This is a genomic window from Arthrobacter sp. 10T44 (genome assembly GCF_056393885.1).
In genome coordinates this window covers 44304-71012 of the sequence record NZ_JBFTGT010000001.1, presented here as the reverse complement: position 1 = coordinate 71012, position 26709 = coordinate 44304, and the positions used below count along the sequence as shown (strand labels likewise).

Annotated in this window: 23 protein-coding genes; 19 read left to right on the top strand and 4 right to left on the bottom strand. The window is 66.4% G+C overall.

Annotation, left to right across the window (positions count from 1 at the left end):
- Positions 1-122: 122 nt before the first annotated feature.
- The 6 genes from glf to AC1DBL_RS00315 all read left to right on the top strand — a co-directional run bounded on the left by glf (position 123) and on the right by AC1DBL_RS00315 (position 8152).
- On the top strand, positions 123-1310 hold the full coding sequence (gene glf, locus AC1DBL_RS00340; protein ID WP_441417270.1) for a UDP-galactopyranose mutase: 1188 nt from the start codon (positions 123-125) through the stop codon (positions 1308-1310).
- On the top strand, positions 1307-3322 hold the full coding sequence (locus AC1DBL_RS00335; protein ID WP_441417271.1) for a glycosyltransferase: 2016 nt from the start codon (positions 1307-1309) through the stop codon (positions 3320-3322). Before glf ends, AC1DBL_RS00335 begins: the two co-directional genes overlap by 4 nt.
- The gene (locus tag AC1DBL_RS00330; protein ID WP_441417272.1) at positions 3319-4209 is read left to right on the top strand and encodes an ABC transporter permease; all 891 of its coding nucleotides are present in this window, start codon (positions 3319-3321) and stop codon (positions 4207-4209) included. Before AC1DBL_RS00335 ends, AC1DBL_RS00330 begins: the two co-directional genes overlap by 4 nt.
- Before the next feature lie 5 nt (positions 4210-4214).
- Positions 4215-4967, top strand: a complete 753-nt coding sequence (locus AC1DBL_RS00325) for an ABC transporter ATP-binding protein (protein WP_441417852.1) — start codon at positions 4215-4217, stop codon at positions 4965-4967.
- 40 nt (positions 4968-5007) lie between these two features.
- The gene (locus tag AC1DBL_RS00320; protein ID WP_476892250.1) at positions 5008-6999 is read left to right on the top strand and encodes a DUF6541 family protein; all 1992 of its coding nucleotides are present in this window, start codon (positions 5008-5010) and stop codon (positions 6997-6999) included.
- Positions 7000-7087: 88 nt separating this feature from the next.
- Positions 7088-8152, top strand: coding sequence for an ABC transporter substrate-binding protein (locus tag AC1DBL_RS00315; protein ID WP_476892251.1), 1065 nt, complete (start codon positions 7088-7090; stop codon positions 8150-8152).
- 96 nt (positions 8153-8248) lie between these two features.
- Here AC1DBL_RS00315 and AC1DBL_RS00310 read toward each other — a convergent pair whose 3' ends face one another.
- The gene (locus tag AC1DBL_RS00310) at positions 8249-10318 is read right to left on the bottom strand and encodes a DUF6541 family protein (protein ID WP_441417275.1); all 2070 of its coding nucleotides are present in this window, start codon (positions 10316-10318) and stop codon (positions 8249-8251) included.
- A gap of 144 nt (positions 10319-10462) precedes the next feature.
- Between AC1DBL_RS00310 and AC1DBL_RS00305 the strand changes: the two genes are divergently transcribed.
- The 4 genes from AC1DBL_RS00305 (at position 10463) to AC1DBL_RS00290 (ending at position 13650) form a co-directional block, all read left to right on the top strand.
- Positions 10463-11236 (top strand): glycosyltransferase family 2 protein, encoded by a 774-nt coding sequence (locus tag AC1DBL_RS00305; protein WP_441417276.1) that lies wholly within the window; start codon positions 10463-10465, stop codon positions 11234-11236.
- A 3-nt stretch (positions 11237-11239) separates the two neighbouring features.
- Positions 11240-11653, top strand: coding sequence for a DUF2304 domain-containing protein (locus AC1DBL_RS00300; RefSeq protein ID WP_476925252.1), 414 nt, complete (start codon positions 11240-11242; stop codon positions 11651-11653).
- On the top strand, positions 11653-12549 hold the full coding sequence (locus tag AC1DBL_RS00295; protein ID WP_441417278.1) for a glycosyltransferase family 2 protein: 897 nt from the start codon (positions 11653-11655) through the stop codon (positions 12547-12549). The genes AC1DBL_RS00300 and AC1DBL_RS00295 overlap by 1 nt, the downstream gene beginning before the upstream one ends.
- A gap of 69 nt (positions 12550-12618) precedes the next feature.
- Complete coding sequence (locus tag AC1DBL_RS00290; protein WP_476892252.1) at positions 12619-13650, top strand: hypothetical protein; 1032 nt, start codon at positions 12619-12621, stop codon at positions 13648-13650.
- A gap of 25 nt (positions 13651-13675) precedes the next feature.
- Here AC1DBL_RS00290 and AC1DBL_RS00285 read toward each other — a convergent pair whose 3' ends face one another.
- The 3 genes from AC1DBL_RS00285 to AC1DBL_RS00275 are packed head-to-tail and all read right to left on the bottom strand — an operon-like array spanning position 13676 to position 16414.
- On the bottom strand, positions 13676-14470 hold the full coding sequence (locus AC1DBL_RS00285; protein WP_476925251.1) for an SDR family oxidoreductase: 795 nt from the start codon (positions 14468-14470) through the stop codon (positions 13676-13678).
- On the bottom strand, positions 14467-15267 hold the full coding sequence (locus AC1DBL_RS00280) for an acylneuraminate cytidylyltransferase family protein (RefSeq protein WP_476908564.1): 801 nt from the start codon (positions 15265-15267) through the stop codon (positions 14467-14469). The genes AC1DBL_RS00285 and AC1DBL_RS00280 overlap by 4 nt, the downstream gene beginning before the upstream one ends.
- A gap of 55 nt (positions 15268-15322) precedes the next feature.
- Positions 15323-16414 carry a Gfo/Idh/MocA family protein gene (locus tag AC1DBL_RS00275; protein ID WP_476925250.1) on the bottom strand — a complete coding sequence of 364 codons (1092 nt, stop codon included), beginning with the start codon at positions 16412-16414 and terminating at the stop codon, positions 15323-15325.
- A 36-nt stretch (positions 16415-16450) separates the two neighbouring features.
- Between AC1DBL_RS00275 and AC1DBL_RS00270 the strand changes: the two genes are divergently transcribed.
- From AC1DBL_RS00270 to AC1DBL_RS00230, 9 genes are all read left to right on the top strand, one after another.
- Entirely contained in the window at positions 16451-17173 is a 723-nt protein-coding gene (locus AC1DBL_RS00270) for an LbetaH domain-containing protein (RefSeq protein WP_476925249.1), read from the top strand.
- Entirely contained in the window at positions 17170-18222 is a 1053-nt protein-coding gene (locus tag AC1DBL_RS00265; protein ID WP_441417284.1) for an N-acetylneuraminate synthase family protein, read from the top strand. The genes AC1DBL_RS00270 and AC1DBL_RS00265 overlap by 4 nt, the downstream gene beginning before the upstream one ends.
- Position 18223: 1 nt before the next feature.
- Entirely contained in the window at positions 18224-19384 is a 1161-nt protein-coding gene (neuC, locus tag AC1DBL_RS00260; protein ID WP_476925248.1) for a UDP-N-acetylglucosamine 2-epimerase, read from the top strand.
- Between the two features lie 4 nt (positions 19385-19388).
- The gene (locus tag AC1DBL_RS00255; RefSeq protein WP_476925247.1) at positions 19389-20444 is read left to right on the top strand and encodes a sugar phosphate nucleotidyltransferase; all 1056 of its coding nucleotides are present in this window, start codon (positions 19389-19391) and stop codon (positions 20442-20444) included.
- A gap of 5 nt (positions 20445-20449) precedes the next feature.
- On the top strand, positions 20450-21457 hold the full coding sequence (locus tag AC1DBL_RS00250) for an SDR family NAD(P)-dependent oxidoreductase (RefSeq protein ID WP_441417287.1): 1008 nt from the start codon (positions 20450-20452) through the stop codon (positions 21455-21457).
- A gap of 22 nt (positions 21458-21479) precedes the next feature.
- The gene (locus AC1DBL_RS00245) at positions 21480-22631 is read left to right on the top strand and encodes an aminotransferase class I/II-fold pyridoxal phosphate-dependent enzyme (RefSeq protein ID WP_441417288.1); all 1152 of its coding nucleotides are present in this window, start codon (positions 21480-21482) and stop codon (positions 22629-22631) included.
- Entirely contained in the window at positions 22624-24075 is a 1452-nt protein-coding gene (locus AC1DBL_RS00240; protein WP_476925246.1) for a polysaccharide biosynthesis protein, read from the top strand. Before AC1DBL_RS00245 ends, AC1DBL_RS00240 begins: the two co-directional genes overlap by 8 nt.
- Positions 24068-25249 carry an acyltransferase family protein gene (locus AC1DBL_RS00235; protein WP_476925245.1) on the top strand — a complete coding sequence of 394 codons (1182 nt, stop codon included), beginning with the start codon at positions 24068-24070 and terminating at the stop codon, positions 25247-25249. Before AC1DBL_RS00240 ends, AC1DBL_RS00235 begins: the two co-directional genes overlap by 8 nt.
- Before the next feature lie 133 nt (positions 25250-25382).
- The gene (locus AC1DBL_RS00230) at positions 25383-26624 is read left to right on the top strand and encodes a hypothetical protein (RefSeq protein ID WP_441417291.1); all 1242 of its coding nucleotides are present in this window, start codon (positions 25383-25385) and stop codon (positions 26622-26624) included.
- The last annotated feature ends 85 nt before the right edge of the window (positions 26625-26709 follow it).

Here is a 26709-nt window from a genome sequence, read left to right as displayed (position 1 = left end):
GACAGCTCCGGCGGCACACCGTGGCGGGCGCCGCGATTCGTGGCTCCGGCAAAAGCCTCGGTAGTCTAGAGCAGCAGACAATGCACAACGTTGCGCTGCCCACATTCGAACCAGGAGATTTTGTGACCGCTGACCTCGTCATCGTAGGGTCGGGCTTTTTCGGCCTGACAATCGCAGAACAGGCCGCCACTGAGCTGGGCTTGAAGGTCGTCGTTATCGACCGCCGCCACCACATTGGCGGCAATGCCTACAGCGAAAAGGAGGAGCAGACCGGGATCGAAGTCCACCGGTACGGCGCCCACCTCTTCCACACCTCCAACGAACGCGTCTGGGAGTACGTCAACCGCTTCACGACGTTCACCAACTACGTGCACAAGGTCTACGGCGTCCACAAGGGCGAGGTCTACTCCCTGCCCATCAACCTGGCCACCATCAACCAGTTCTTCCGTGCGAACCTGACCCCGGGCCAGGCCCAGGACCTGATCAAGGAACAGGCCGGAGAGCTCGCGGGCACCGACCCGCAGAACCTGAACGACAAGGGCATCCAGCTGATCGGCCGGCCGCTCTACGAAGCGTTCATCAAGCACTACACCGGCAAGCAGTGGCAGACGGATCCCAAGGACCTGCCCGCGGGCATCATTTCCCGGCTCCCGGTGCGTTACAACTACGACAACCGCTACTTCAACGACAAGTACGAGGGCCTGCCGACGAACGGCTACACCGCGTGGATCGAGAAGATGGCCGAGCACCCGAACATCGAGGTCCGGCTCAACACCGACTTCTTCGATGAGTCGCACGAGTACAGCAAGGACAAGGTCGTCGGCAACATCCCGGTCGTCTACACCGGACCGGTGGACCGCTACTTCGACTACGCCGAGGGCGACCTCTCCTGGCGCACCATCGACTTCGAAGAGGAGGTGCTCGACGTCGGGGATTTCCAGGGCACCTCCGTGGTGAACTACAACGACGACGACGTCGCCTACACCCGCATCATCGAGCCGCGCCACTTCCACCCCGAGCGCGAGTACCAGACGGAAAAGACCGTCATCATGCGTGAGTTCTCCCGCGCGGCCGAGAAGGGCGACGAGCCCTACTACCCAATCAACACCGCCGCCGACCGCGAACGGCTGCTCAAGTACCGCGACCTCGCGGCCGCCGAGCGGGACGTGCTCTTCGGCGGGCGCCTGGGCACCTACAAGTACCTGGACATGCACATGGCCATCGGTTCCGCCCTGACCATGTTCGAGAACAAAATCCGCCCCCACTTCGAGGCCGGCGCCAAGATTGAAAGCGGAGGAGTGGACGCATGAGCGTAGCCGTGGACGCATCGACACGGGCTGAAGACCAGCGCCCCTTCCGGACTGTCCACCGCGTCGTGCTGCCGGTCGACGGCGACACCGACGTCCTTCCGCTGTACGTCGATTTCAACCCGGTCCAGCGCGTGGTGCAGCTGTCCAAGCGCGCCCTCCGGCGGGGTCGGATCTCGGCGCCCCCGACGGTTCCGGCTACCTCGCCCCAGCACTCCGGCTTCATCACCGGCCGCAACAGCATGACGCTGCCGGAGTTCCGGAGGGTTTCGCTGGGAACCTATTTCAACGCGTTCCCCGCCAGCTACTGGCGGAACCACACCGCCGTGGAGACGGTACGGCTGACGGTCGACGTCGACGCCGAGGCAACGGTCATTGTCTACCGTTCCAGCCCCCGCGGCACGGCGAACCGGGTGGACAGCACCCACGCCTCGCAAGGCGGAGAGGTCACCTTTGACCTGCCGCTGAAGTCGTTCGTCGACGGCGGCTGGTACTGGTTCGACCTCGTGGCCCACGGCACCCCGGTAACCCTCAGGAGTGCCGGGTGGTCCGTCCGCGAACCCGAAGGGTTCGTGCCCGGCACCCTCTCTATCGCGGTGACCACCTTCAACCGGCCTGACTACGCGCTGCGCCACATCGGCACGCTGGCCGGGGACGCCGACGTCGTCAAGATCCTGGACCGCTTCATCCTGGTGGACCAGGGGACCGACAAGGTCCGCGCCCAGCCGCAGTTCGAGGAGCAGGCGGCGATTCTCGGGGACCGGCTCAAGATCATCGAGCAGGGCAATATCGGCGGCTCCGGTGGCTTCTCGCGCGGCATGGACGAGACGCTGAAGGATGGGCGCAGCAAGTACGTCATGCTGCTCGATGACGATGTCAGCATCGAAACCGAAGGCATCCTGCGCGCGGTTAGCTTCGCGGACTTCACGCGGACGCCCACCATCGTGGGCGGGCACATGTTCAACCTGTACGAGCGCTCGGTCCTGCACACCTACGGCGAGCAGGTCGACGACGCCCGCTACTTCTGGCGACCCGCCGTGAACACCAAAGAGGCCCACGACTTCGGCGCCAGCAACCTGCGCACCACGCCCTGGATGCACCGCCGGATCGACGTCGACTACAACGGCTGGTGGATGTGCATGATCCCCACCTCGATCGTCCGCGAGGTCGGCTACGCCCTCCCCGTCTTCATCAAGTGGGACGACGCCGAATACGGCATCCGCGCCAAGGAACACGGCATCACCACGGTGACCCTGCCCGGCGCCGCCGTCTGGCACATGCCCTGGAGCGAAAAAGACGACACCATCGACTGGCAGGCCTACTACCACCAGCGCAACCGTTGGGTGGCGGCGCTGAGCCACTCACCGCGTAAAAAGGGCGGCCGGATGCCGTTCGAAAGCATCGCGGTGGATGTCCGGCACCTGATCTCGATGCAGTATTCCGCCGTTGAAGTCCGGCTCAAGGCGCTCGAGGACGTGCTCAGCGGACCCGAGCACCTTCACGCGACTATCGCGGATAGGCTGGATTGGGTGCGGAAAACCCGCGCCGACTTCACCGACGCGCGGATCACTCCGGACCTGCACTCGTTCCCGCGTGTCCTCCGCTCCGGTGAAGTGGATGCGGAACACGAACCGAACTACGTGGCGGAATCGCTGGTTCGCGCGGTCACCGGGCTGCTGCGCCAGCTGCGTCCCGTCCGCGAGGACGCAATGACGAATCCCGAAGTGGCCGTCCCGGCTGTGGAGGCGCGCTGGTGGCGGCTCGCGGCACTCGACTCTGCCCTCGTGTCCTCCTCGGACGGCAGCGGCGCGTCCTGGTACAAGCGTGACCGGAAGCAGTTCGGAAGCATGCTCCTGCGGACGGTCAGGCTGCACATGAAGCTGATGGCCGAATGGGACAACAACGCCCGCCGGTACAAGGACGCGCTGCCCGGGTTCACCGGCCAGGCGGCCTGGCGGGAAACCTTCGAGGCTGTCGCGGTCAAGGAACAGGAGAGGGGAGAGGCGAAGATATGACCGCCACTCCATCCGGTGGCGGAACAGTGGTTTCCCCGCTGACCACCCCCGGCGAAGGGGGAGGGCTGCGGGACGTGTTCCGCCAGTGGTTCCTGCTCAAGCTCCTGGTGCGCAAGGAAATCAAGGTCCGCTACCGCGGCTCGGTCCTCGGGCTGCTGTGGTCCTATGTGAAGCCGCTGATGCAGTTCCTGGTCTACTTTGTGGCGCTTGGCATCTTCCTGAACCTCCAAGGCAGCACCCCGAACTACGCGATCTACCTTTTCTCCGGAATCATCCTGGTGAACTTCTTCGTTGAGGTCCTTGGCAACTCGACCCGTTCGATCGTCGACAACCGGGACCTGATCCGGAAGATCTACCTGCCGCGTGAATTGTTTCCGGTCTCGACGCTGCTGGTATCCGCCATCCACTTCCTGCCCCAGACGCTGGTGCTCATCGGTGCCTGCCTGATGGCGGGCTGGGCCCCGAGCATCCTGCAGCTCGCCGCCGTGGTCCTCGCCTTCATCATCGTCGGCGTGCTGGCCACCGGGTTGGGACTCCTCTTCGGAGCCGCCAACGTGTACTTCCGGGACTCGGAAAACATCGTCGACATGATCCTCATGATCGTGACCTGGGCCTCGCCGGTCCTGTACGTCTGGACCATGGTGGAGCGGGCCCTCGGCCCGTACTTCTTCCTGTACCAGCTGAACCCGATGACCGTCGCGGTGGAGATCTTCCACTGGGGCTTCTGGTACCCGACCCTGAACGCCGACCAGGTCGCGGCCGCCCCGGTCATGCACGGGCTCGCTTCGGTCTGGGCGCCGGTGGCGCTCGGCGTCTCGCTGGTGATCCTGTTCATCGGCCAGCTGGTCTTCCGCAAGCTTTCCGTCCGTTTTGCCCAGGAGCTGTGAAAGTCATGCAGGAAAAAATGCTGGCGATTACGTGCACGGACGTGCGCAAGAAGTTCGTGCTGCGGCACACCAGGTCCCTGAAGGAAGCGCTGGTCTGGTTTGTCCGCGGGCGCAAGGGCGACATGTACAAGGTTTTCGACGCGCTGCGGGACGTCTCCCTGGACGTCCACCAGGGGGAGACCGTGGCGCTGCTCGGCCTCAACGGCTCGGGCAAATCGACGCTCCTCAAGCTCATCTCCGGCGTGCTGCAGCCCGATGCCGGTACCGTCCGGACGCGGGGGAGGGTGGCCGGTTTGATCGAGGTCGGAGCGGGCTTCCACCACGACCTCAGCGGACGGGACAACGTGTACCTGAACGGTGCCATCCTGGGCATGACGGAAAAGCAGATCAACGAGATGTTCGACTCGATCGTTGAATTCGCCGAAATCGGGGAGTTCATCGACACCGAGGTGAAGTTCTACTCCTCGGGAATGTATCTGCGTCTCGCCTTCTCGATTGCCGTGCACACGGACCCGGAGATCTTCCTGATCGATGAAATCCTTGCGGTCGGCGACGAACCGTTCCAGCGCAAGTGCATCGCGAAAATCAAGGAGTTGGCGGAGGCAGGGAAGACACTCTTTGTCGTCAGCCATGACCTCGACCTTGTCTCCACCGTCTGCGAACGGGGGGTCCTCCTCGAGCACGGCAACGTCGTCCTGGACGGACCGGTCGCTGAAGTCGTGACGGAACTGCGACGCCGGTCGGCCGCGGCGTCCTAGTCCGCCGTCCGCCGCCCCATCTCTTGAGGAGTTGCCACAGATGTCCTGGTTTGCGAGCCTGCCCGCGGTACTGACGGCCGTCCTGGTGCTGGTCGTGCCCGGACTGGTCCTCGGGCGTGCCCTCGGCTTCCGGGCATTTGCCGTTGCCGCGCTGTCACCGGTGCTCTCAATCGCACTGGTGTCCGTTGCGGGCCTGCTGGCCCCGTTCCTGAAAGTCCCGTGGTCGCTTCTGCCGGTCGCCGGCCTGACCGCCGTCACTGTCCTCGCGGCCGTGGGTCTCCGGCACGTGCTGCCGGAAAGATGGCGCGGGCTTCAAACGGAGCGGCGGATCGATCCGCGGTTCTGGTGGGCCCTTGGCGGTGCCGGCCTCGGCGGCATCATCATTTGTGCGCGGATGGTGGAGGTCATCGGGTCCCCGGAGCACATTTCCCAGACCTTCGACAACATCTTCCACCTGAATGCCATCCGCTTTATTGAGGACACCGGCCAGGCGTCGTCGCTGACCCTCGGCGCCATGACCGGCGGCTCGTTCTATCCGGCGGGCTGGCATGCGTTCATCTCGCTGATCGCCGAGACCTCCATGGCTTCTGTCCCCGTCGCGGTCAACGCCGGCAACATCGCCATCGCGTCCATCGCATGGCCCCTAGGCTGCGTCTACCTCTGCCAGCAGGCCCTGGGCCAGCGCAGGGACGCCGCCTTCATCGCGGGCATCCTGTCCGCCGGGTTCGGAGCGTTTCCCCTGCTCATGATCCACTTCGGTGTCCTCTATCCGAACCTGCTGTCGCTGTCCCTGCTGCCGGCCCTGCTCGCGCTGGGCGTGCAGGCCCTGGGGCTTTCAGCAGTTCCGGAGCTTCGGGGACCGCTGCCACTGGTCGTGCTGGGGCTCGCCTCGGCCGGCGTTGCCCAGGCGCACCCCAGCACCTTCCTGGCCTTCCTGGCGTTCCTGGCTCCCGCCGTGCTGTACGTCTACGTGGTTTCGATCCTGAAATGGCGCCGGGACTGGGCGGCGAACAAGGCGAAGGCCGCCGCCTGGAGCGCCGCCCTCCTGGTCGGAGGCGCGGCGGCGCTGGGCCTCTGGGTTTTCGCCAGGCCATCCTTCGCGGCAGCCTTCTGGCCGCCGGTTCAGTCCATCCCGCGGGCGCTGCTGCAAGTGGCGGGCAATGCGCCCCTGGGCACCTCGCCCGCCGTCGCAATCTCGCTACTCACGGTGGTCGGCGTCGTCCTGGCCGCCCGCAAGCGGCGCAACTGGTGGCTGATCGGCGTCCTGCTCATCGCGGCGCTGCTCTTTGTGGCCGTCTCCAGCTTCCCCGCCGGCCGGCTGCGCTACCTGCTCTCCGGCACCTGGTACAGCGACAGCTACCGGCTGGCCGCCCTGCTGCCGGTGGCGGTGATAGTGCCGGCCGCCGTCGGGGCAACCGCCGCCTGGACATGGCTCCGGTCCCGGCTCGCCGTGGCCGGCGCGGGTGCAGCCGGCGTCGGCGACGCCGGTCCGTCGCGGAGTCCGCTGCTGTCCCGCAAGCCAGTGAAGGCGACCGTGTCGGCAGCCGGCGCCGTGGTGCTGGTGGTCCTCACCCAGTTGGGCAGCGTTCCGGACATGGTCTCACTGGCCCGCGGCAGCTATGCGCTGACGGCGGAGTCGCCGCTGCTCACCTCGGATGAAGCCGCCGTCCTGGCCGAGCTGGACCAGTACGTTCCGGCGGATGAGGTCATCGCCTCGAACCCGGGAAACGGCAGCGCCCTGGCCTACGCCCTGGCCGGCCGGCGCACCATGCAACTTCACATCCTGACCAGCAACGAGAGCCCGGATGACAAGACCATCCTGGCCCGGCTGCGGAACGCCAAGACGGACCCTGACGTCTGCCCCGCGGTGTCGCGGCTCGGCATCGGTTACGTCCTGGACTTCGGCACCCAGGAAATCAATAACGAGCACCACCCCGCGCCCGGCCTGGCCGACCTTGAGAAGGCCGGCGTGGCCAAGGTGGTCGACCAGCACGGCGAGGCCAAACTCCTGAAACTGACCGCATGCAGGTAAACGGGCCGCCCTTTTTGCACGCGATACACTCGGACCTGTCCAGCGGGCCCGCACCATTGTCCACCACCGAAATACTGAGGATTCAAACATGGCCATGACGCCGCCGAATGGACCAACGACCGGCAAGGTGGTCGGCCGGCGCGGATTCCTCGCCGCCATTGTTGCCTTGCCCCTGGCGCTGCCCGCCTGCAGCTCGACCAAGGGCAGTGACGCAGTCGAGGTCTCAGCCAGCGCGTTTCCGCTGAGCCTCACCCACAGCTACGGGACGACGACGGTAGCCGCGCCGCCCAAGCGCGTCGTGGCGTTGAGCAGCGCAGACGCCGACACGGCGGCCGCGCTGGGTCTGGCCCCGGTGGGGATCTCCGGCTCCGCCTCGTCGCCGTGGTTCACCGACGCGATGCGGGACATCGACGGCGCCCCTCCGTTCCTCCTCAATGACAAAGTCGCGATGCCGCTCGATGACATCCGCAATCTTGATCCGGATGTCATTTTGGCCGTCGGCGGCAGCATCACCCGCGCCGACTACGACAAGCTCTCGGAGATCGCGCCGGTAGTGCTCTCCGAGTCGGCGGATTCGGGCCGTGACTGGCGCCAGCGGTCGGCACTTATCGGAAAGGTCCTGGGCCGTAGCAGCGCTGCCTCCGAGCTGCAGGCCAAGACCGAGGGGGCGGTCAGGGATTCGGTCCGTGACTACGCCGGACTCAAGGGAACCACCGTCCTGTTCGCGGCGGCGTCGTCCGCGGACGGCGCCGACATCCAGGTCTATCCTGACGATTCCGTGGTGCTGGGCGTGCTGAAGGATTTCGGTCTCGCTCCGGCCCCAGCGCTGGCCAAGGTCAAGGCAGAAGGCCGTGCCACCGGCGGGCAGAAGTCGCCGGTCGCCTACGTTTGGCCGCACGAACGCGCTGACGAGCTCACCGCGGACATCCTGGTGGCCTCCATCAGCCAGGACGACATGGCCTCCCTGCGTGCGGGCGGCAAGATCCCGGCGCTGACCACGGCCAAGCAGCCCTCCCTGTTTTATGCTGCGGGGATCGAGGATCAGGCCCTGCGGTCCGGCTCCGCGCTGGGAGTCGCTTGGGCCGGCCGGAACATTGTTCCGGAACTGGCGAAGGCGGCCTATTATGAACAGCAGCGCAGCGCAGGCAAGTAGTACGCAGGAAAGTAGTACGGAGAGAAGTAGTACGCAGGAAAGCGAAGAGCCAGGCCGGGACATCGTCCCCGGCCTGGCTCTTTTGCTGGCAGGGCGCTACCCGCAGGCAGTCACGCGGAAAAGGCGGGCGCTGCCCACGGCCTTGACGAGCTTTACTCCCGGGGCGGTGTTGTCCGTCAGGTCGCGGACGCCCACAAGGGGCTCGGCACGCGGGGTGATCTCGGTGTTGCCGAAGTCGAGTGCCCAATAGGCCTTGAGCGACTTAATCGCCGGGCATACTGCGGCGTTGTAGGCGGCTTCGTCCCAGTGATCAAGGAGGAGCTGTTCCTCCGGGGTGCGGATGCCGAAGATATGCGGGGCCAGGGCGCGGCGGCCGGAGAAGGCATAAACCAGCGAGGCGCCGGTCCGGGGGTTGCCCACCACGACGTCGCCCTCGGGCACAATGGCCGCCACTTCGTTGAGCAGTGAGACCTCGTCGGTCGACAGCAGCGAGGCCGTCGGCGTCGTGGTGAAGATGGTGCTGATGCGGTTCTGGACCGTGGAGAGGGTTCCGCCCTGGGCGCCGAGGCCAAGGGCCAGCAGTACCACGCAGCCCATCGCGATGCCCGAGGACGCCGGCAGCCGGCCGATCATGCCCGAGGCTGCCCGGGGAAGGGCTGCCGGCCGTTCCTTCGCGGTCGCGATCAGGGCTCCGGTCAAGGCGCGGACGCGCCAGATCACCCATTCGGCGCCGAGCACGACGACGGGGAGAGTCACCACCGGGAGCAGTGCGGCAAGCCTGAAGCTGTCCGTGTACCAGACTCCGGTGAGGAAATTGCGGAAGAAGCCGTTGCTCCAGCTGGAAACCACCAGGTAAAGCACGGCGCCGGCGGCGTACATGCCGGCGACCCACCAGTAGCGTCGCAGTTGGCGTGCGATGACGTACAGCCCCACGATGGTCAGGACCAGCATGACCCAGGCAGTGGTGGTCCCCATGGGCGCGCTGCCGAGGATTTCGCCGATGGCCCGTGCGTTGGTCTGGAACGGGGTCCAGCCGGCAGAGCTGAGGCTGGGGCGGGCGACCACCCAGACAGCGGTGGTGGCGAGCAGGTAAGCGACCGTGAAGGCCAGCCAGAACCGCGGCTGCCGCCGTGAGACCAGCCCTTCCCTGGCAGCGAGCCAGGAACGGATCAGGCGGCCGATCACCACGGGGGTGGCGAAGCCGAGCAGCGCCACGAAGGTGCTGGGGTGGGAGAGGGCGAGGCCCGGAACGGTGGCGGCAAGAGCCAGGACAGGCGCCAAAGGCGAGCCCGGGGGAGTGCGCGACATCCCGAGGGCCTCGATGGCCAGCCCAAGCACGGCAGGAAGCAGGGCGATGGCGGCGTGGTTCGGGTACAGGACACCGTAGCCCACCATGAGGTAGGGGAACCCGCTGAACCCGGCGGAGAGGATTCCAGCCGCCAGCAGGGGCATCGGCCGGTAGCCGACGATCCGGCTGATCAGGAACACGCAGCCCAGCGGCCAGACGATGGCCCCGGTAACGATGGTTCCGACGTTGACCACCGCCATGACCGACGGGGCACCGAGCATCAGGACCAGCGCCATGGAGTCGTGCATGGCCGCCGGGTACAGGCCCTTGGACGCGGCGGTGAGGTTGCCCAGTGTTAGCGTCGAGCCGTTCTGGGTATCGGCGATGTAACGGACCGCGTTGAGGTGGTAGATGTTGTCGAACGTCTCGGAGAAGCTGTCCGGGGATCCGAAGCCGGTGATGTAGCGAAGGCTGATGATCGCGGCGGGGATGAGGACGGCGGCGGGAATGGCCAGGCGGGCCAGCCAGATTCCGGTGTCCGCAGGGGAGAGCGGGACGTTTGCTCCCAGGAAGCCGGTGAACCGGGTCCCGGCTGCCTCGGATCCGGCTGCCGACCGGCGTCGGCGGCGGAGCAGCCTGAACACTGCCACGGCGGCCGCCGCGAGCACGCTGACGGCGAAGTAGCTCACCGGGTTAAAAGGGAGCTTCAGGTACGGCAGCATGATGGCCGTCATGCCGGAAACGGACGCCGATACGGGGGCGGCCAGGGCCACCAGGTTCAACCGGCGAAGACCGGCAGCTGCCAGGATCATCAAACCGGGAAGGAAGTAAACCAGCGCAGTCGCTGCCAGCGTAGGAAGCGTTTCCCACCAAGTCATTGATCCAGTCTCCTAAGTTTCAGAGCCAACCCTACAAGTATGCGGACGGCCTCACGAATCCGGCGGCGGGCGCCGGAGCCGCGCTGGGCGGCAGCGCACAGCGGGGCAAGGGGCGGCAGTGGCACGTTGCTATACTTTCAAACCATGGGTAACTCACAGCGTTCCGGCGTTTTAATAGTCATGCCGGCTTGGAACGAGGCCGAGGCCATCGGCAACACCATCCGGAAAGTCCTGGCTGTAGTCCCCCAGCATGATGTCCTCGTCGTCGACGACGGCTCGAAGGACGACACCCCGAGGATTGCCCGGGAAGCCGGTGCCACGGTCCTCCGCCTGCCTTTTAATCTGGGCGTCGGAGGGGCCATGCGGGCGGGATTCAAGTACGCCCTCCGCAACGGCTACAGCTCGGTGATCCAGGTGGACGCGGACGGCCAGCACGATCCGCACGACATCGACCGCGTCCTGGCCGGCCTGGAGTATGCCGACATCTCGATCGGTGCCCGTTTCGCCGGCAAGGGAAACTACGGAGCCAAGGGCCCCCGCCGCTGGGCCATGTTCTTCCTCGCCAAGGTCATCTCGGCGGTCGCCGGAACGCAGCTGACGGACGTCACCTCGGGGTTCCGCGCCGCGAACGAAACCGCATTGCGGCAGTACATTTCACATTTCCCGGCCGAATACCTGGGGGACACCATCGATTCGCTGGTCGTGGCCGTCAAGTCCGGCTGCCGCGTGACCCAGGTGCCCGTCGAAATGAAAGAACGGCAGGCCGGAACCCCCAGCCAGGGGCCCATCAAAGCATCCATCTATCTCGCGCGCTCGGGCCTGGTCCTGTGTTTCGCGCTGGCCCGACGCCGGACTCCGCGCGCGGCCGAACTACATGCGCCGCTGTCCGGCGACATTGCCGGAGAGGGAAGTGCCTAAGGCATGAACGTTGCAGGTTCCTTGATTTTGTCCATCGTGATGGTGGCAGTAGTCCTCATAATGCTTCGCAACGGCCGGTTGCGGGAGAAGTACGCCATCCTGTGGCTGGTCATCGGCACGCTGACCATCATTCTGGGTATCTTCCCCAGACTCCTGAACTGGGCGGCCGCGCTGGTGGGCGTCGTCGTTCCGTCCAATCTGCTGTTCGCGCTGGCGATCCTGCTGCTCGTGGGCGTCAGCCTGCACGTCTCCCGCGAACTCACCATCCTTGAGGATGAGACCCGCATTCTTGCGGAAGAAGTCGCCATCCTCCGATCCTCCGTGGAACGACTCCAACGGGAATCCAAATCAATCCAGCCGACGGCAGGCGGGGCCGAGACGGCTTCCGCCGTGCCGCCAACCGAGAGAAGAAAATAGTGACAATTGACGTAATGTTCCCGTACTACGGGGACGTAGCCATGATGAAGGCTGCTGTTTCCTCCGTACTCGCACAGGACGACAAGGATTTCCGCTTCACGATTGTGGACGATGGCTATCCGGACGACACCCTGCCGGAATACTTCGCCGGCCTCGTGGCCGCGGACGACCGAGTCCGGTACTACCGGAACGAGGTCAACCTCGGCGCCAACGGCAACTACAAGAAGTGCGTGGGCCTGGTTGAGCACGACATCGTCGTCATCATGGGCGCCGATGACCTGATGCTGCCGAACTACCTCAGCACGGTCCGCAAGGCCTTCCAGGACCCGGAAGTCAGCATTGTCCAGCCCGGTGTCGAGGTGATCGACGAGAACGGCTCCGTGTACCAGCCGCTGGGTGACTCCGTCAAGCAGTTCCTCCGCCACAAGCTGGTCGGCAAGGCGTCGGAAGCGATCGTCGCCGGCGAAGCCATCGCGGAAAGCCTCATGGTGGGCGACTGGCTGTACTTCCCCTCGGTTGCCTGGCGCGCCGACGCCATCAAGAAGCATGACTTCCGTCCCCAGTACGACGTCGTCCAGGACCTTGCGCTGGCCATCGACATCACCCTCAGCGGCGGCAAGATGGCCGTCGTGGACACGGTGTGCTTCCAGTACCGCCGCCACCGGGAGTCCGACTCCTCGGTCCGGGCGCTGGACGGCCGCCGCTTCGCCGAGGAGCGCGCGTTCTTCGACGAGTGCGTCCGTGACTTCACCGCCAAGGGCTGGTCCTCGGCCGCCCGCGCCGCGCGCTGGCACCTCACGTCCCGGCTGAACGCCGTGTCCCTGACGCCGAAGGTGGTCTCGAAGGGAATGTGGCCGGGCCTGCGCAAGCTGGTCACGCACGCCGTCAGGCCCTGACCATCCGAGCCCGCCGCCGGGAGCGGCGGTGGTGATCCCGATCGACAACTTAAGGTGCCGCTCAGTCCCATGGACATCCAGAACCACTACTACGGCCACTCGGCCGTCTTTGCCCTGTACTGCGGATCGCGCAGGCTCCGCCACGTGTCCGGCCTTATCCAGCACGGATGGACCGTCAGCAGCCCGGTAACGGCCCAGTTCGGCGACTTCGCCAGCTGGGGCCCGGCCCGGCGTCGGCTTTCCTGGACCAGCTCTTCACGCGGCTGGAGCCCGGACGACGCCGGCAACTTCTTCAGCGACGGCACGCCCATGCTGGACGCCATCGGCGCCCCGTACCTCTACCTGCTTGACGCCGCCCGCGCCAATGGCGCCGTCCCGGAACGCACCGACCGAACCCTCGTACTTCCGCTGCACGGGACGGCCCTGCTCAAGGTGGACGGTGATCACGGCGCCTACGCGCAGCTGGTCCGCGAAAAGGAGGGCCCGGCGACGGTATGCCTCCACATTGATGATCTCCACAATGACGAGATCCTTGATGCCTGGCGCTCTGCCGGCCATGACGTGGTTAGTGCCGGGGACCGCCGCGACCCGCAGTTCATCGGACGGATCCTCTGGATGATGTCCGTCGCGAAGCGTGTGGTGTCCAACCGGCTGTCGACCTCCATCATGTACGCAGCGGTCAGCGGGGCCGACGTCGCCATCTACGGTCCGGACTTCCGGCTGGGCGCCAACGCCGCCGCGGATCCGGGCCTGGTCATGCGGGATCTGTGGCCGGAGTTCTACGACGAGTCCACGCCCCAGCACGTGCTGACGTCGATCGCCGAAGCAGAGCTGGGCCGCGGGGACATGCGCACGCCGCATGAATTGTCCCGGCTGCTCGGCTGGGACGCACACACAGTGGTTCCCTTCCTGGAGTACTGGGCCAGCGGCCCCCTGACCAAAGCGCAGACCGTGCTCGGCCTCAAGAAGGTCCCCGAAGGGGCGCACGCAACCGAGAAGGGGCTCTCCCCGTGGCACTGGATCCGCCACCCGCTGCAGCACCTGCCCTCGCCGTTGCCGAAGCTGCCGGCGATGGCGGCCGTGGAGCCGTTGAGGCCCTAAGGCCCGGGGCGGCGGGGTGCCTGGGCTACCAGGCGCTCCAGCCGCCGTCGACGGCGATGGTCTGGCCGGTCACGTAACGCGAAGCGTCCGAGGCCAGCCACGCCACGACGCCGCGGAAATCGTCTTCGGTGGCCATCCGGCCCAGCGGGGTCAGCTTTTCATACCGTTCCGTGAAGGCGCTGTCCTGTCCGCGGGCGATGCCGCCGGGGGCGAAGGCGTTGACCCGGATTCGGGGTGCGAGCACGGTGGAGAGATAGCGCGTCAGCTGCACGATGCCGCCCTTGGTGGCGCCATACGCGGCCGGGTTACCCATCCGGGTTCCCTCGTAGAGTCCCATGTTCGGCGCGACGATGCCGTAGATCGATGAGACATTGATGATCGATGCCCCCGCGCTTTCAGCGAGCTTGGGCGCCAGCTGCCGGGCCAGCGAAAACGGTGCCCGCAGGTTCAGGGAGGACGCCAGCTCGAACGCCTCATCCGTCTGTTCCTCGAACGGCACGGCGTAGCCCGGGACCCCGGAGGTCCCGGTGAAGGCGGCGTTGTTCACCAGGATGTCCAGGGGGCCGTCAATCGCCTCGACTAGTTTCCGGGTGCCGTCGGGTTCGAGCAGGTTGGAACTGATGCCGCGGGCGGCCACACCGTGGCGGTTGTGCAGGCCCGCGGCGACCTCCTGGCACGCCTGCTCGTGGATATCGGAGATGATGACGTCCGCGCCCTGCGCCGCCAGCGCGTCCGCGAGGACGCTCCCCAGCGGGCCGGCCCCACCGGTGACCAGCGCGGTCCGGCCGGTCAGGGAAAAGAGGTTCTGCGCGCTGCTCATGCTGAGTGGTCCTTGTCCAGGGTCTGGCGGGAGTTCTTACCCGCGTCGTCGAAGCCGGGGAGAGGGGCCAGACCGGCGGAGACGACGGCTTCAACCAGCAGGAATTCGTTCTCGTCATCGATGCTGAAGGCATGGGTCTCGGGAATCTCGGCGTAGCCGTGGCGCCCTTCGTCGAACCAGCTCTTCTCCAGCCGCCGGATGAATTCGGCCCGCCAGACGTAGAAACTGCCGTTGATGCGCAGGAACCGGGACACGTCCTGGCGCCGCACCACACCTGTGCCCTCGGCGAAGTAGCGCTCGAGTTCGATGCCGCCTTCGGTCTGCGGCTTGACGCCCACCCAGGTCGGGTTGAAGAACGGCTCGGAGACCGCGACGACGCCGTCCAGTTCGGGGCTGCCGCCGAGCGTCGCGATGGCTTCGTTAACGCTCTCGGGTGTGCGGGTGGGGCTGGTGGGATCCAGCAGCAGGACCATGTCGTAGGTCGTGCCGTCCAGTGACTCCATCGCCTCCAGGGCGTGCCGGAGGACAACGCTCATCGGGGCGGAGTCGCTGGCGAGGTCCGCTGGGCGCATGAAGGGGACTTCCGCGCCGGCAGCGCGGGCGGCTTCGGCGATCTCGGGGTCGTCGGTGGAGACGATGCAACGGACGTTCTCTCCCAGCAGCGCGGCGAGGGCCACGCTGTGGGCCAGCAGGGGTTTGCCCATCAGCGGCCGGATGTTCTTACCGGGCAATCCCTTGGAGCCTCCCCGGGCGGGGATGACTGCAAGAACGCGGGGCGCGGACGGTTTTTCGTTCATTGTTATTTCTCAACCTCGTCGTGTGATCGCAATGGTGCGTGGCCGGATTGCGGTATCACCACAGTACCTTTTCAGTTCCGCCGGTCGCCGAGGCCAGCCTGGCCGCGTCGCAGATTGCGACCGCCAGCAGCCCCTCGGCCAGGCCGGCCGGGGAGAACGCCTCCATGGAGCGGCCGGTGACGGTCCCTGCCCGCTCGAGCACCGCAAGGGACTGGCGCGCCAGCACGACGTCGACGTCGGCGTCCGCCGGGAACGCCGCACGGACCGAACCGGCGGGTTCCGCCGCGGAAGCGGGCCAGTCCAGCGTCACTTCGTTCCTTACTGCGTCCCAGCCGATTGCCCCCTGCTCGGTCGCAATCCGGATGCTGCGCGTTTTAACCGGCGTGACGTAGTCCAGGCGCAGGTGCACGCAGGGGCCATCGCCCCACAGCACATCGGCGGACTCTTCGGCCTCGATGCCGAGGATCCCATGCCCGAGGGTGGCCTTAAGGGAAACCGGGGCGCCCAGCAGCATCGCCGGGTAGTCGATGTCGTGGACCAGGTCCCGGAGGACACCGCCGTCGTCCTTGCGGGCCGAGTAGCTGCTGCGGAAGTCGCGGCCCGGCCGCCACGAGGGCAGCCACGACTGGGATACCACCTGGGCGCTGGTCACGCGGCCAAGCAGGGGCAGAACATCCGCCGTCAGTGCCAGCCCCTGATGGAAGCGCAACGGTGCGCTGACCGTGATGGTGTTGGCCCGCGGATGCTCCAAAAGCACGCGCGCTTCTTCCGCGGACGGTGCGACCGGCTTCTCCAGCAGGATCGAAGCGGGGGAGTGTTCCAGCGCCTCGAGGGCGTCGGCGACGTGCCGGTTGGTGTCGGTGGCGATGATGACCAGGTCAAGGGGTTCGTCCGGGTAGCCCTGGACCAGCTGGACCGAGGCGGGGTAGTCGGCGGCGCGTGCGGACGGGTCCGACGACGGCGGCCTAACCGGCCACGCAAAGAGTTGTTCGACCCCCAGGCTGTGCAGCACACGCAGGTGCCGGGCCCCGATGGAGCCCGTACCGCGGACAAGGGCACGCAGCGGGCGGCCCGCTTGGGCCCGGGCGGCAGGCGTGGCGACGCTCGCCATCACCTTAGAATCGTCCAAGTATGATGAAAAGGTCATCTGGCAACTCTATTCTCAAAGGCGCTGCGACTATAAATGGATGGGCAATCCCCGAAGGAAACGGCATGGCTCATCATCGGCGCCTCCGGCCATAGCCGCAGCCTGGCCGCCATCATCCGCGGCCGCGGCGAACGGATCGCCGCCCTCAGCGACCGGGCCTTCGGCACCGCGGGTGCGCGCCCGGATGGCCCTGTCCCCGACCTCGCCGCTTTCGCGGGCCGCGACGGCGAGACTCCCGCCTGCTTCGGGGACGACGGCGAGGCCTTGGACTACGCCGCCCGGCATTCCCTCGCGATCGCCGTCGGGATCGGCGACAACGCCATTCGCTCCAAGATTGCGGACGCGATCCTGGCCGAGGCCCGCTTTGCGGCCCTCGCCGCTCCGCTGGTTGCCAGCAGCGCGACCGTGGACAGCACGGCGGTCCTCGGCGCCCTCAGCCAGGTCTGCGAGCACGCGCATGTGGGTCCGCAGGCCCGGATCGGCGAGGCTGCGGTCATCAACACCAGCGCCGTCGTCGAACACGACGCGGTGGTTGGAGCCGGTACCCACATCGCCCCGGGGGCCGTCCTGCTGGGGGCCGCCGTGACGGGAATCCAGGTGTTTCTAGGCTCGGGTGCCCGCATCCTGCCGGGTGTTTCCGTGGGGGACTTCGCGGTGCTGGGGGCGGGTGCGGTGGCGACGCGGCCGTTGGCCGGTATGACAACATATGTGGGAGTGCCCGCACAGCGACTTGTATCTACGAAAGGTCCAGCCAATTGACTCATGACCCGATTTCCAGCTCCGTAACTTTTGGCAGCCACCGCATCGGCCCTTCCGAAGAGATCTTCATCATCGCGGAGGCCGGCGTGAACCACGATGGTGATGTGGCCGTGGCCCATGAACTCATCGACCTGGCCGCCGATACGGGTGCAAACGCGGTCAAGTTCCAGACCTTCAAGCCGGAAGCCCTGGTCACCGGATCGGCCGACACCACGCCGTACCAGAAGGCTGCAGGGTTCTCGGAGTCCCAGTCGGAGATGCTGGCCCGGCTCACGCTGCCCGAGTCCGCCTGGGCCGAGTTGCGGGACCACAGCACCGAACGCGGCATCACCTTCCTTTCCACTCCGTTCGACTACGACAGCGCCCTGATGCTGGCGGAACTGGGTGTCCCGGGGCTCAAGATCGGGTCCGGAGAGCTCACCAACACTCCGTACCTCGCCGCGATCGCCGAGTTCGGCATCCCGATGATCGTCTCGACCGGCATGGGCACCCGCGAGGAAATCGCCGCGGCGCTCGAGGCGACGGCCAAGGCTCCGGCCACCGTGCTGCTGCACTGCGTCTCTGCGTACCCCGCACCGCTGGAAGAAGCCAACCTCCGGGCCATCCCAGCGCTCCGCCAGGAATTCGGCGTCGAGGTCGGCTGGTCGGATCATACTCCGGGGTCAGTGACGGCCATCGCCGCCACCGCCCTCGGGTCCACGCTGCTCGAGAAGCACATCACCACCGACAAGACCCGCAACGGCCCGGACCACTCGGCGTCCTTGGAGCGGGCGGAATTCGCAGACTACGTGCGCTTTGTCCGGGAAGCGCACCTCGCGCTGGGGGACGGGAACAAGCGGCGGATGCCCAGCGAGGAAGCCAACGCCACGCTGGTGCGCCGTTCCTTCCATGCCGTCCGCGACATCCCGGCCGGTGCCGTCATCACAGCCGACGACGTTGCCATCCTGCGCCCCGAAGGCGGGCTGTCGCCGTCCGCCCTCGTGGTGGGGCAGCAGGCCAAGCGCGCCATCGCCGCCGGTTCTCCCGTAACCGGCGGGGACATCGCCTGAGATGAAGGTTCTTGCGTTCGCCGGCACACGGGCGGATCTCTTCCCGCTGGGACCGGTGCTGGTCGCCCTGGCCGCCGATGCCGCAGTGGAGCTTCACGTCGCGACCGCCATCGGTTTCCCTGACGGCACAGCGCATGCACGGCTCCTGGAGGCGGGGCTGTCGCCCGACACGTTCGTCCACCACGAACTGGGCCTGTACCTGGCAGAACCGTCCGCCGAGCGGCAGTCGCTGACCGGCGCGGCCCTGTCCGCCGGGATGGCGAAGCTGCTGCCCGAGCTCAAGCCGGACGCCGTCGTCGTCCTGGGGGACCGGTGGGAACTGCTCTACGTGCTGCCGCCGGTGGTGATCAGCGGCATCCGCCTGATCCACCTGCATGGCGGCGAGGTCACCGAAGGCGCCCTCGATGAACGGGTCCGCCACGCGGTGACCAAACTCGCGGACCAGCACTGCGTCAGTACGGCACAGGCCGCGCGCAGGGTTGCCCAGCTGGGCGAGTCCGCCGAGCGGATCCATCAGACGGGCGCCCCGGGGCTGGACCGTTTCGCCCATCCCGTGCCCTTGAGCGGTGAGGAATTCCAAGCCGAGTTCGGCGTTCCCCTGGTTCAGCCCCTGGTCATGGTGACCTACCATCCGCCGACCGCCGAGATGGCGACCAACGCCGGCGAACTGGCCCGGCAAGTCTTCGAGGAATCCCTCGCCCAGGCCGGCACGGCCATCCTCACCTACCCCGGCTTCGACGCCGGCCGGGAGGACATCATCGCCGTCCTCGAGGAGATCCGGGAGCGGAACCTGCCAGGGGTCATCGTGCGCGAAAGCCTGGGCCCGCTCTACCCCCGGGTCATGGCCACCGTGCGTGCACTGGTAGGGAATTCCTCCTCGGGAATCCTGGAAGCAGCGTCCTTTTACGTGCCCGTGGTGAACGTCGGTGACCGGCAGCGGGGCCGCGAGTACGGCGCTAATGTGCTGCAGTGCCGGGATGAGCGGAACGAGATTCGCGCTAGTATTGAAAAGGCCCTGAGCCCGCAGTTCCACCTGATGTGCCGTAGCGTGGTCAACCCGTACGGGGATTCCCACTCCGCAGAGCCAATCGAACGCGTGATCGTGGGTAGCCTTGCCACGGGCCTGACCAAGGCTTTTGTTGACTTACCGCTGGAGAGTTGAATCTATGACCATTGAGGGACCGTTGAGCAACGTCTGCGTGGGCCCCGAGGCCACCGTGCGCCAGGCGTTGGAAGCAATCGACCGTGGCGCTTCGGCAATTGCGCTGGTCACGGACGACGGCCGCCTCCGCGGTGTCATCACCGACGGCGACATCCGCCGCGGCCTGCTCAGCGGGGCGCAGCTGGACTCCCCGGCGCTTAAATTCGCCAACGTCGAGCCGCACGTGGTCCGGCCGGAGGCCACCCGCGCCTCGGTGCTGGACCTGATGCGCAGCCTGCGGATCAGCGAGGTCCCCGTTGTGGACGACTCCGGCACGCTCGTCGGGCTGCACACCCTCAACGACATCGTCGGACGCAAGCGGCTGAGCAACATCGCAGTGATCATGGCCGGAGGCAAGGGAACCCGCCTGGGTGCCCTGACGAAGGACACCCCCAAGCCGCTCATGACCGTGGCCGACCGCACCATCATCGAGTGGATCATCCTCGGCCTGGTTGAGTCCGGCATTACCAACATCTACGTTTCCGTCGCCTACCTGGCGGAGAAGATCAAGGACCACCTCGGGGACGGCTCCCAGCTTGGCTGCGAGATCAGCTACCTTTACGAGGATCCCGCGACCCCGCTGAACACGGCCGGTGCGCTCGGACTCCTGCACCACGAGGTGCCAGACATTTCCGAGCCCGTCATCGTGACCAACGCTGACCTGATGGTGCGGTACTCCGCGGCGGACTTGCTGGCCTTCCACAGTTCCAGGAACGCTGCGGTAACAGTTGCTGCCCGGCCCTACACGCACCAGGTGCCCTTCGGTGTGCTCGAGATCGGCGAAGGCCGGTCCATCAGCTCGGTGGTGGAGAAACCGACCATCGAATTCGAAATCAGCACCGGGATCTACGCCGTTTCGCCCGAGGCCCTGGCGATGGTGCCCTACATGAAACCGTTCTCCATGCCCGACCTCGTCAAAGCCTGCATCGACGACACCAAAAACGTGGCCGCGTGGCCCATTGAGTCCGACTGGATCGACGTCGGAACTCCCAAAGACCTAGCAACAGCGAAAGGCCAGTGATAGCCGTGAACTACCAGGACATTAAAGGCAAGACAGTGGTCGTTACCGGCGCCGATGGCTTCATCGGCAGCCACGTCACCCAGCGCCTCATCGCCGAGGGGGCTAACGTGCGCGCCCTCTGCGTGTACAACTCCAACGGCTCCTACGGCTGGCTGGACGAGCTGAGCCCGGCAGAGCGTGACGCCGTGGACCTGCAACTCGGCGACATCCGCGACTCGGAATTCGTCTCGGACCTGGTCAAGGGCTCCGACGTCGTCCTCCACCTTGCCGCGCTGATCGCCATCCCGTATTCCTACCAGGCGCCCCGCTCCTATGTGGAGACGAACGTCGTCGGAACCCTGAACGTGCTCGAAGGCGTGCGGCGCCACGGCGTCGGCCGCCTGGTCAACACCTCCACGTCCGAGGTCTACGGCACCCCCAAGACTGTCCCGATCACGGTCGACAACGAACTCCGCGGCCAGTCGCCGTACAGCGCAACGAAGATCGCTGCGGACAAGCTGTGCGAGGCCTGGGCCAGCTCCTTCGAGACGCCCGTGGTCGTCCTGCGCCCGTTCAACACCTACGGCCCCCGGCAGTCCGCCCGCGCGGTCATCCCCACCGTGCTCCAGCAGATGGTGGCCGGCGCCGAAAAGATCCACCTCGGATCGTTGACCCCGCGCCGCGACTTCACCTTTGTCTCGGACACTGCGGACGGCTTCTTCAAGGCTGCAACAGCTGACATCCCGCTGCAGGGCCAGGTGATTCAGCTCGGCACCGGCCACGACGTCACCATCGGTGAACTCGTGGAAATGTCCGCCAAGGTCACCGGCTCGACCGCCGAAATCATCACCCAGGACGAGCGCGTCCGGCCCGAGGCCAGCGAGGTCATGCGCCTCCTCTCGGACCCCTCCCAGGCCCTCGCGGAACTCGGCTGGGCACCCCAGGTCAGCCTCGAAGACGGTCTGCGCCAGACCGCCGAGTGGATCCAGGCCCGCGGCGTTGACGCGTCCGCAGCCGCGAAATACTCCCGCTAAACACCCGCCAGAAAGGCACACCGTGACGCGAGTCCCCCTAGCCATCCCCAACATCGGCGCCCGCGAGGCGGAGCTGATGAACGAAGCCATCAGTTCCGGTTTCGTCTCCTCCGTGGGGCGCTTCGTGAGCGAGTTCGAGACCCGCTTCGCCGAATACGTTGGCGCCAAGTACGCCGTGGCCTGCGCCTCGGGCACGGCCGCGCTGCATATCGCCATGCGACTGGCCGACATCCAGCCGGGGGACATGGTGGCCGTCTCGGACTTCACCTTTATGGCGAGCTCAAACGCGGCGTCGTACCAGTTCGCGGAACTGCTCCTGGTCGACTCCGACGCCGAGTCCTGGTGCATGGATGTCGACCTGCTCCGCAAGGAACTTGAGCGCCGGAAGGCGGCGGGGGAGAAGCTCCCGAAGGCCATCGAAATCGTGCACATCCTCGGCCAGCCTGCCGACGTCGCCGCTGTCGTGGAACTTGCCCGCGAATACGGGATCATTGTGATCGAGGACGCCGCCGAGGCGCTCGGCGCCACCTGGACGTCCGGCCCGCTGGCAGGCCGTCACGTGGGAACCGTCGGCGACATGGGCGCGTTCTCGTTCAACGGCAACAAGATCATGACCACCGGCGGCGGCGGCATGTTCACCACCGACGACGAGGAACTGGCGCGCCGTGCCAAGCACCTCTCGACCCAGGCCCGTATGCCCGACCGCGGCTACCTGCACGACGAGATCGGCTTCAACTACCGGCTGACCAACATCGCAGCCGCGCTCGGCGTCGCCCAGCTTGAACGCCTCGACGATTTCGTCGCCGCCAAGCGGGCCGTCGCCAAACGTTACAACGACGCGTTCGCCGGAACGGCCATCCAGACGCCGCCGACCCTCCCCGGACAGGAGTCGACGTACTGGCTGTACTCGATCCAGGTTCCGGCGGAGCGCGGGCCGGGTGCCCGCGATGAGCTCCAGGACTTCCTGGCCGAGGTGGACATCGAGTCCAGGTCGCTGTGGCGCCCCCTGCACATGCAGCCGCCACTGAAGAACGAGCCCTTGTTGGGCGGCGCCGTCGGCGAAGATCTCTTCGCCCGGGGCCTGTCCCTGCCGTGCTCGACCGAACTTACGGAAGCCGATCAGAAGCGCGTAATCGACCGGGTCCACGAATGGCTTCAGCTCAACGGTGGATGATGTAGCCGGCAGCGCCGACCGCCCGGGGACAGCCGAGCCGGCTTCCCGGACGGGACGCAACTCGGTGCTTTACCTCGCGGGGGCCCTGATGCAGGGCCTCGGCGTGTTCCTCGTCCAGCCTTTTGCGCTCCATGTGCTCAACAGCGACGTCAAATGGCAGGAACTGTTCCTGTCCGTGTCGCTGATCCAGGTGGGCGTGGTCCTGGCTGCGGCCGGCCTTCCGCTGGCCATCACCAAGGCCTGGTTCGACCCGGACGGGCCCTCGAAGGCCCGATCCATCAGCGGACTGCTGACCGTGGGCGGAATCCTCGTCGGCGGCCTGGCCGCCGCCGTCTACTGGGCTGCGGCGGGCGCCGGTCATTCCACGAGCTTTGTCATTGCACTGGCGGCGATGGGACTGCAGTCCGCCGTGCTGGCGGCCCAGGCCATCCTCCGGGCCCAGGGCCGGGCGATCATGTTCGTCGTCTTGAGCCTGTGCTCGTCGATGGCGGCCTACGTCGGCGGACTCGCCGCCATGCTGGTCTTCGGCGCGGAACCGGAAATCTTCATGGCCGGCTATGGGCTGCTGGTCCTGCTCAGTGCACTGCTTTCTGTCGCCGTCGCCCGGCCCGCGCCGCCCTTTGCCCACCGGGGCGCCGCCAAGGAGGCTCTCGCGATCGGCCTGCCCGTGCTTCCCCATACCGGCGCGCTGATGCTGCTGACCCAAGGGGCGGCGTTCCTGCTGGCCCTCACGGCTGCCAATGGTGTCTCCGGTGACTACGGCAAGGTCCAGATTTTCGTACTCGGCACGGTGACGCTGCTCGGCGCCCTGAACAACGCCTGGGTCCCGGCGCTGATGTCTGTGCGCGGCAACGCAAGGGTCGCCAGGATGCGCTCGACCATGACGACGGCGAGCCTGGCCGGGCTGGCCATCATCGTTGTCGCTGCCGCCGGAGCGAACCTCGTGACCCACGTGATGGCCGGCGGCAAGGAAAGCCTGATCCCGGTGGCGCAAATCATGCCTCTGATCGGCCTCGGCTACGTCCTGTACCTCAACGCCTCCACCCTCTTGTTTGCCGACAATGCCACCTGGTGGCTCTCGGTCGTCACCCCGACCGTCCTCGGCGTCGGCGTGCTGCTCGCACTGTGGCCGGCGACGCACGGGGACCTCGTCGGCATGGCCGTGGCGTCCGTGGCAACGTTCTTCCTGCTGGGCTGCGCGTATTTCCTCGTTGCACGGCGGCGCGCCGCCGGTGGCTGGGCGCTCAAGGTCTATGGCGCCTGCTGCCTGGCCGCGGTGGCCTACGTGGCTGTCCTCCTGCTCCTGCCCCGGGATATCCTGACGGGCGTAATAACCGTCGCGGTAGTGGGTGCGGTAATGGCCGCGGCCGCCATCATCTGGCGGGCCCGCGCCCGCCGCGCCACCGCGGTAGCCCTGAGTCGAAAGGAACAGATCCTTGACTGACGCACCGCCAGTGGTGGAACGAACCGGAGCGCCGTCGGCCAAGCCTGCCCCCGGCCCCATCATCTTTTTCGACTTCGCCCGCGGGGTTTCCGCCCAGGCGGTGGTCCTGGGCCACGCGCTCAACATCTTTGTGCCCGGGATTTTCATGGTTCCCGGACAACGGGTGTTCTACATGCAGTCCTTCGCCGTGATCATCTTTTTTGTACTATCCGGCTTCCTGATCACCAGCGCCGTCCTCAAGAAGAAGTCCCAGCCCGGCTTCACGTTCGGCTCGTACCTCATTGACCGGATCGCGCGGGTGGTCTATCCGCTCGTCCCGGCCCTGCTCCTGATCACCGTGTTCGACTTCCTCGTCCTCCACGGCTCGACCAAGCTGCCCTTCATCAGGATCGACCTCAGCCCGCAGACGATTGCCGGCAACTTCCTGCTGCTGTTCAACCACCCGATCCTCCAGGAACTGGCGCCCCGGCTGCGGATGCCGTGGATCAGCGTGGGTCCGGTCGGTTCGGGCGCCCCGCTCTGGTCAGTGGTGGCCGAGTGGTGGATCTACGTGGCGTTCGGCCTGCTGGCCTTCGCGGCCATCCGCCGGATGAAACTGGGCGTCGGCAGCGCCCTCCTGCTGGTGTTCGCCATTGCCGTTCCCGTTGGCTACATGGCGAAGGGCGGCTACGAGTCCCTCGCCTGGATCATCGGAATGCTCTATGCAATGGCTGCCGCGCAGCTGCGCAAGCTGCCGGCCTCGTTCCACGGGATGCTCGCCATCCTGGCGACGGCAGGGTTCCTGGTGTCCCTGCATTACGGCGGGCAAAACCTGCATGCGGCCAGCGCCATCGGCGCCGCCTCCGTGGCATTTTGCCACCTGTACTTTTGGCTGTCCGGCCGCAAGGAGCGAGCCGCGGCGGCGCCGAACTTTGATGGTGCGCGGCCGGCTCCGGCGACCCAGTGGTTTAACAAGGCCAGCGTCTTCCTGTCCAGCTTCAGCTATTCGCTGTACCTGATCCACTTCTCGGTCATCACCTACCTCTGGTTCTACCTGCACGACCGCCTCAGTGCGTGGCAGCTGATTCCGCTGGCGCTCGTGGTCAGCAATGTGCTGGCCTACGGCTACTTCCTCCTGGTGGAACGGCACTTCCACAAGGTGGGAAAGTTCCTGAAAGCACGCCTGCTCAGGTAGGAACGGATGCGGCGGTAACAACCCGGGCGGCGAGCCGGATTGGATCTTCAACGAAGGTACTATTCGTGTGGGGGATTTCCAGGATCACCCTGAAGACTGATATCGGCTTGCTAGTTGTTTGGGGATCATGATCGTGACCGACCACGTTAGTGTCTGGAAATACCGGCTGCAACACGGCTCGGCGCATGCCGGCCTCGCGTTGTTGTTCATCCTGGCGGTCATGCTCATGGGGCCCGGCGTCGTCTGGGGCGACACTGTCCAGTACATCAGAATCGCCGACCAGCTGCAGGGCATCCCCTCGGACCAGGCGTGGCTGCACGCCTTCACGGAATTCTGCAAAAACCCGTCCGTGCCCTACAAGGGGACCCTCGAGAACTGCATCACCAAGACCGTTGCCGGCCGCGGCCCGGTGATCGGCTGGGTGGACCGGAACCCCCAGTACCAGGCCATCTTCACCCCAAGGGTGGGTTTCCCGCTCCTGTCAATTCCCTTCATGCGGCTTCTCGGCGAGCGTGAGGGCATGTGGCTGGTCGCCGTCGCCGGAACAGCCATCGCAGGGCTGCTTATGGCCCGGCTGGCACGGATGGCCGGGCTCAACCTGGTGCCGTCCCTCCTGGTCCAGGCCGCCTTCTACGCCCTGCCCGCCAGCATCCCGCACGGTGTCGCCCTGCTGGCGGAGGGTCCGACACTTGCCTCCGCCCTGGTCATGGCCATCGGCATGGCCCACGTACTGCGGGGCTCCCGGGGTCGGGGGACGGCCCTGCTGGTGCTCGGGCTGGGACTGGTGTTTTTCTTCAAGTACTCCTCCGCCGTGCTGCTATGCCTGAGTTTCCTGCTGGTCTGCGTCGGCCTGTTGATCTTCAAGACCTACCGCCGCTACAGCCAGATACGCCTGGGCATCGTCATCGCCACCGTCTTGATCGTGACCTCGCTGGCCGTCAACGGACTGTTTGGCTTCCCGGGCCTCAACGAGAGCCTGCAGGACACTTTCACCGACCACTTCCGGCACCCGCCCGTGGACGATCCGTTCAGCCTGCTGATCGTGCTGGAGGGCGACTTCCTGTGGAGGTTCCTGATGGATCTCCCGGCCAACGCTGCGTATCTCCTTGTCTTCGTTGTGGGTGTGTGGGGATACGTGCGCGCCATGCGCGAGAAACTGTTGCCGCCGGCCGGCTGGGCTGGAGTGGCGCTGTCCCTCTACGGAATCCTCAGCGTCGTCGGACACCCGGTTTACACGCAGGCAGAGCGCCTGGGCTCCAGCCTCTGGGTCGGCGTCGCCATTGGCATAGGCTTGCTGGCCAGGTCGGTGACTGATCGGGTCCGGCAACGGAAGAGGTCACCTCAGCATCTGGCGGGGAGCGGAAGCCCGATCTAGCCCGGGCGCCCTGCCGCAAAGATGGAAATGGCCGGGTGAAAGTCCAATGACTTTCGCCCGGCCATTCCCGTCGACTCTGGGATCT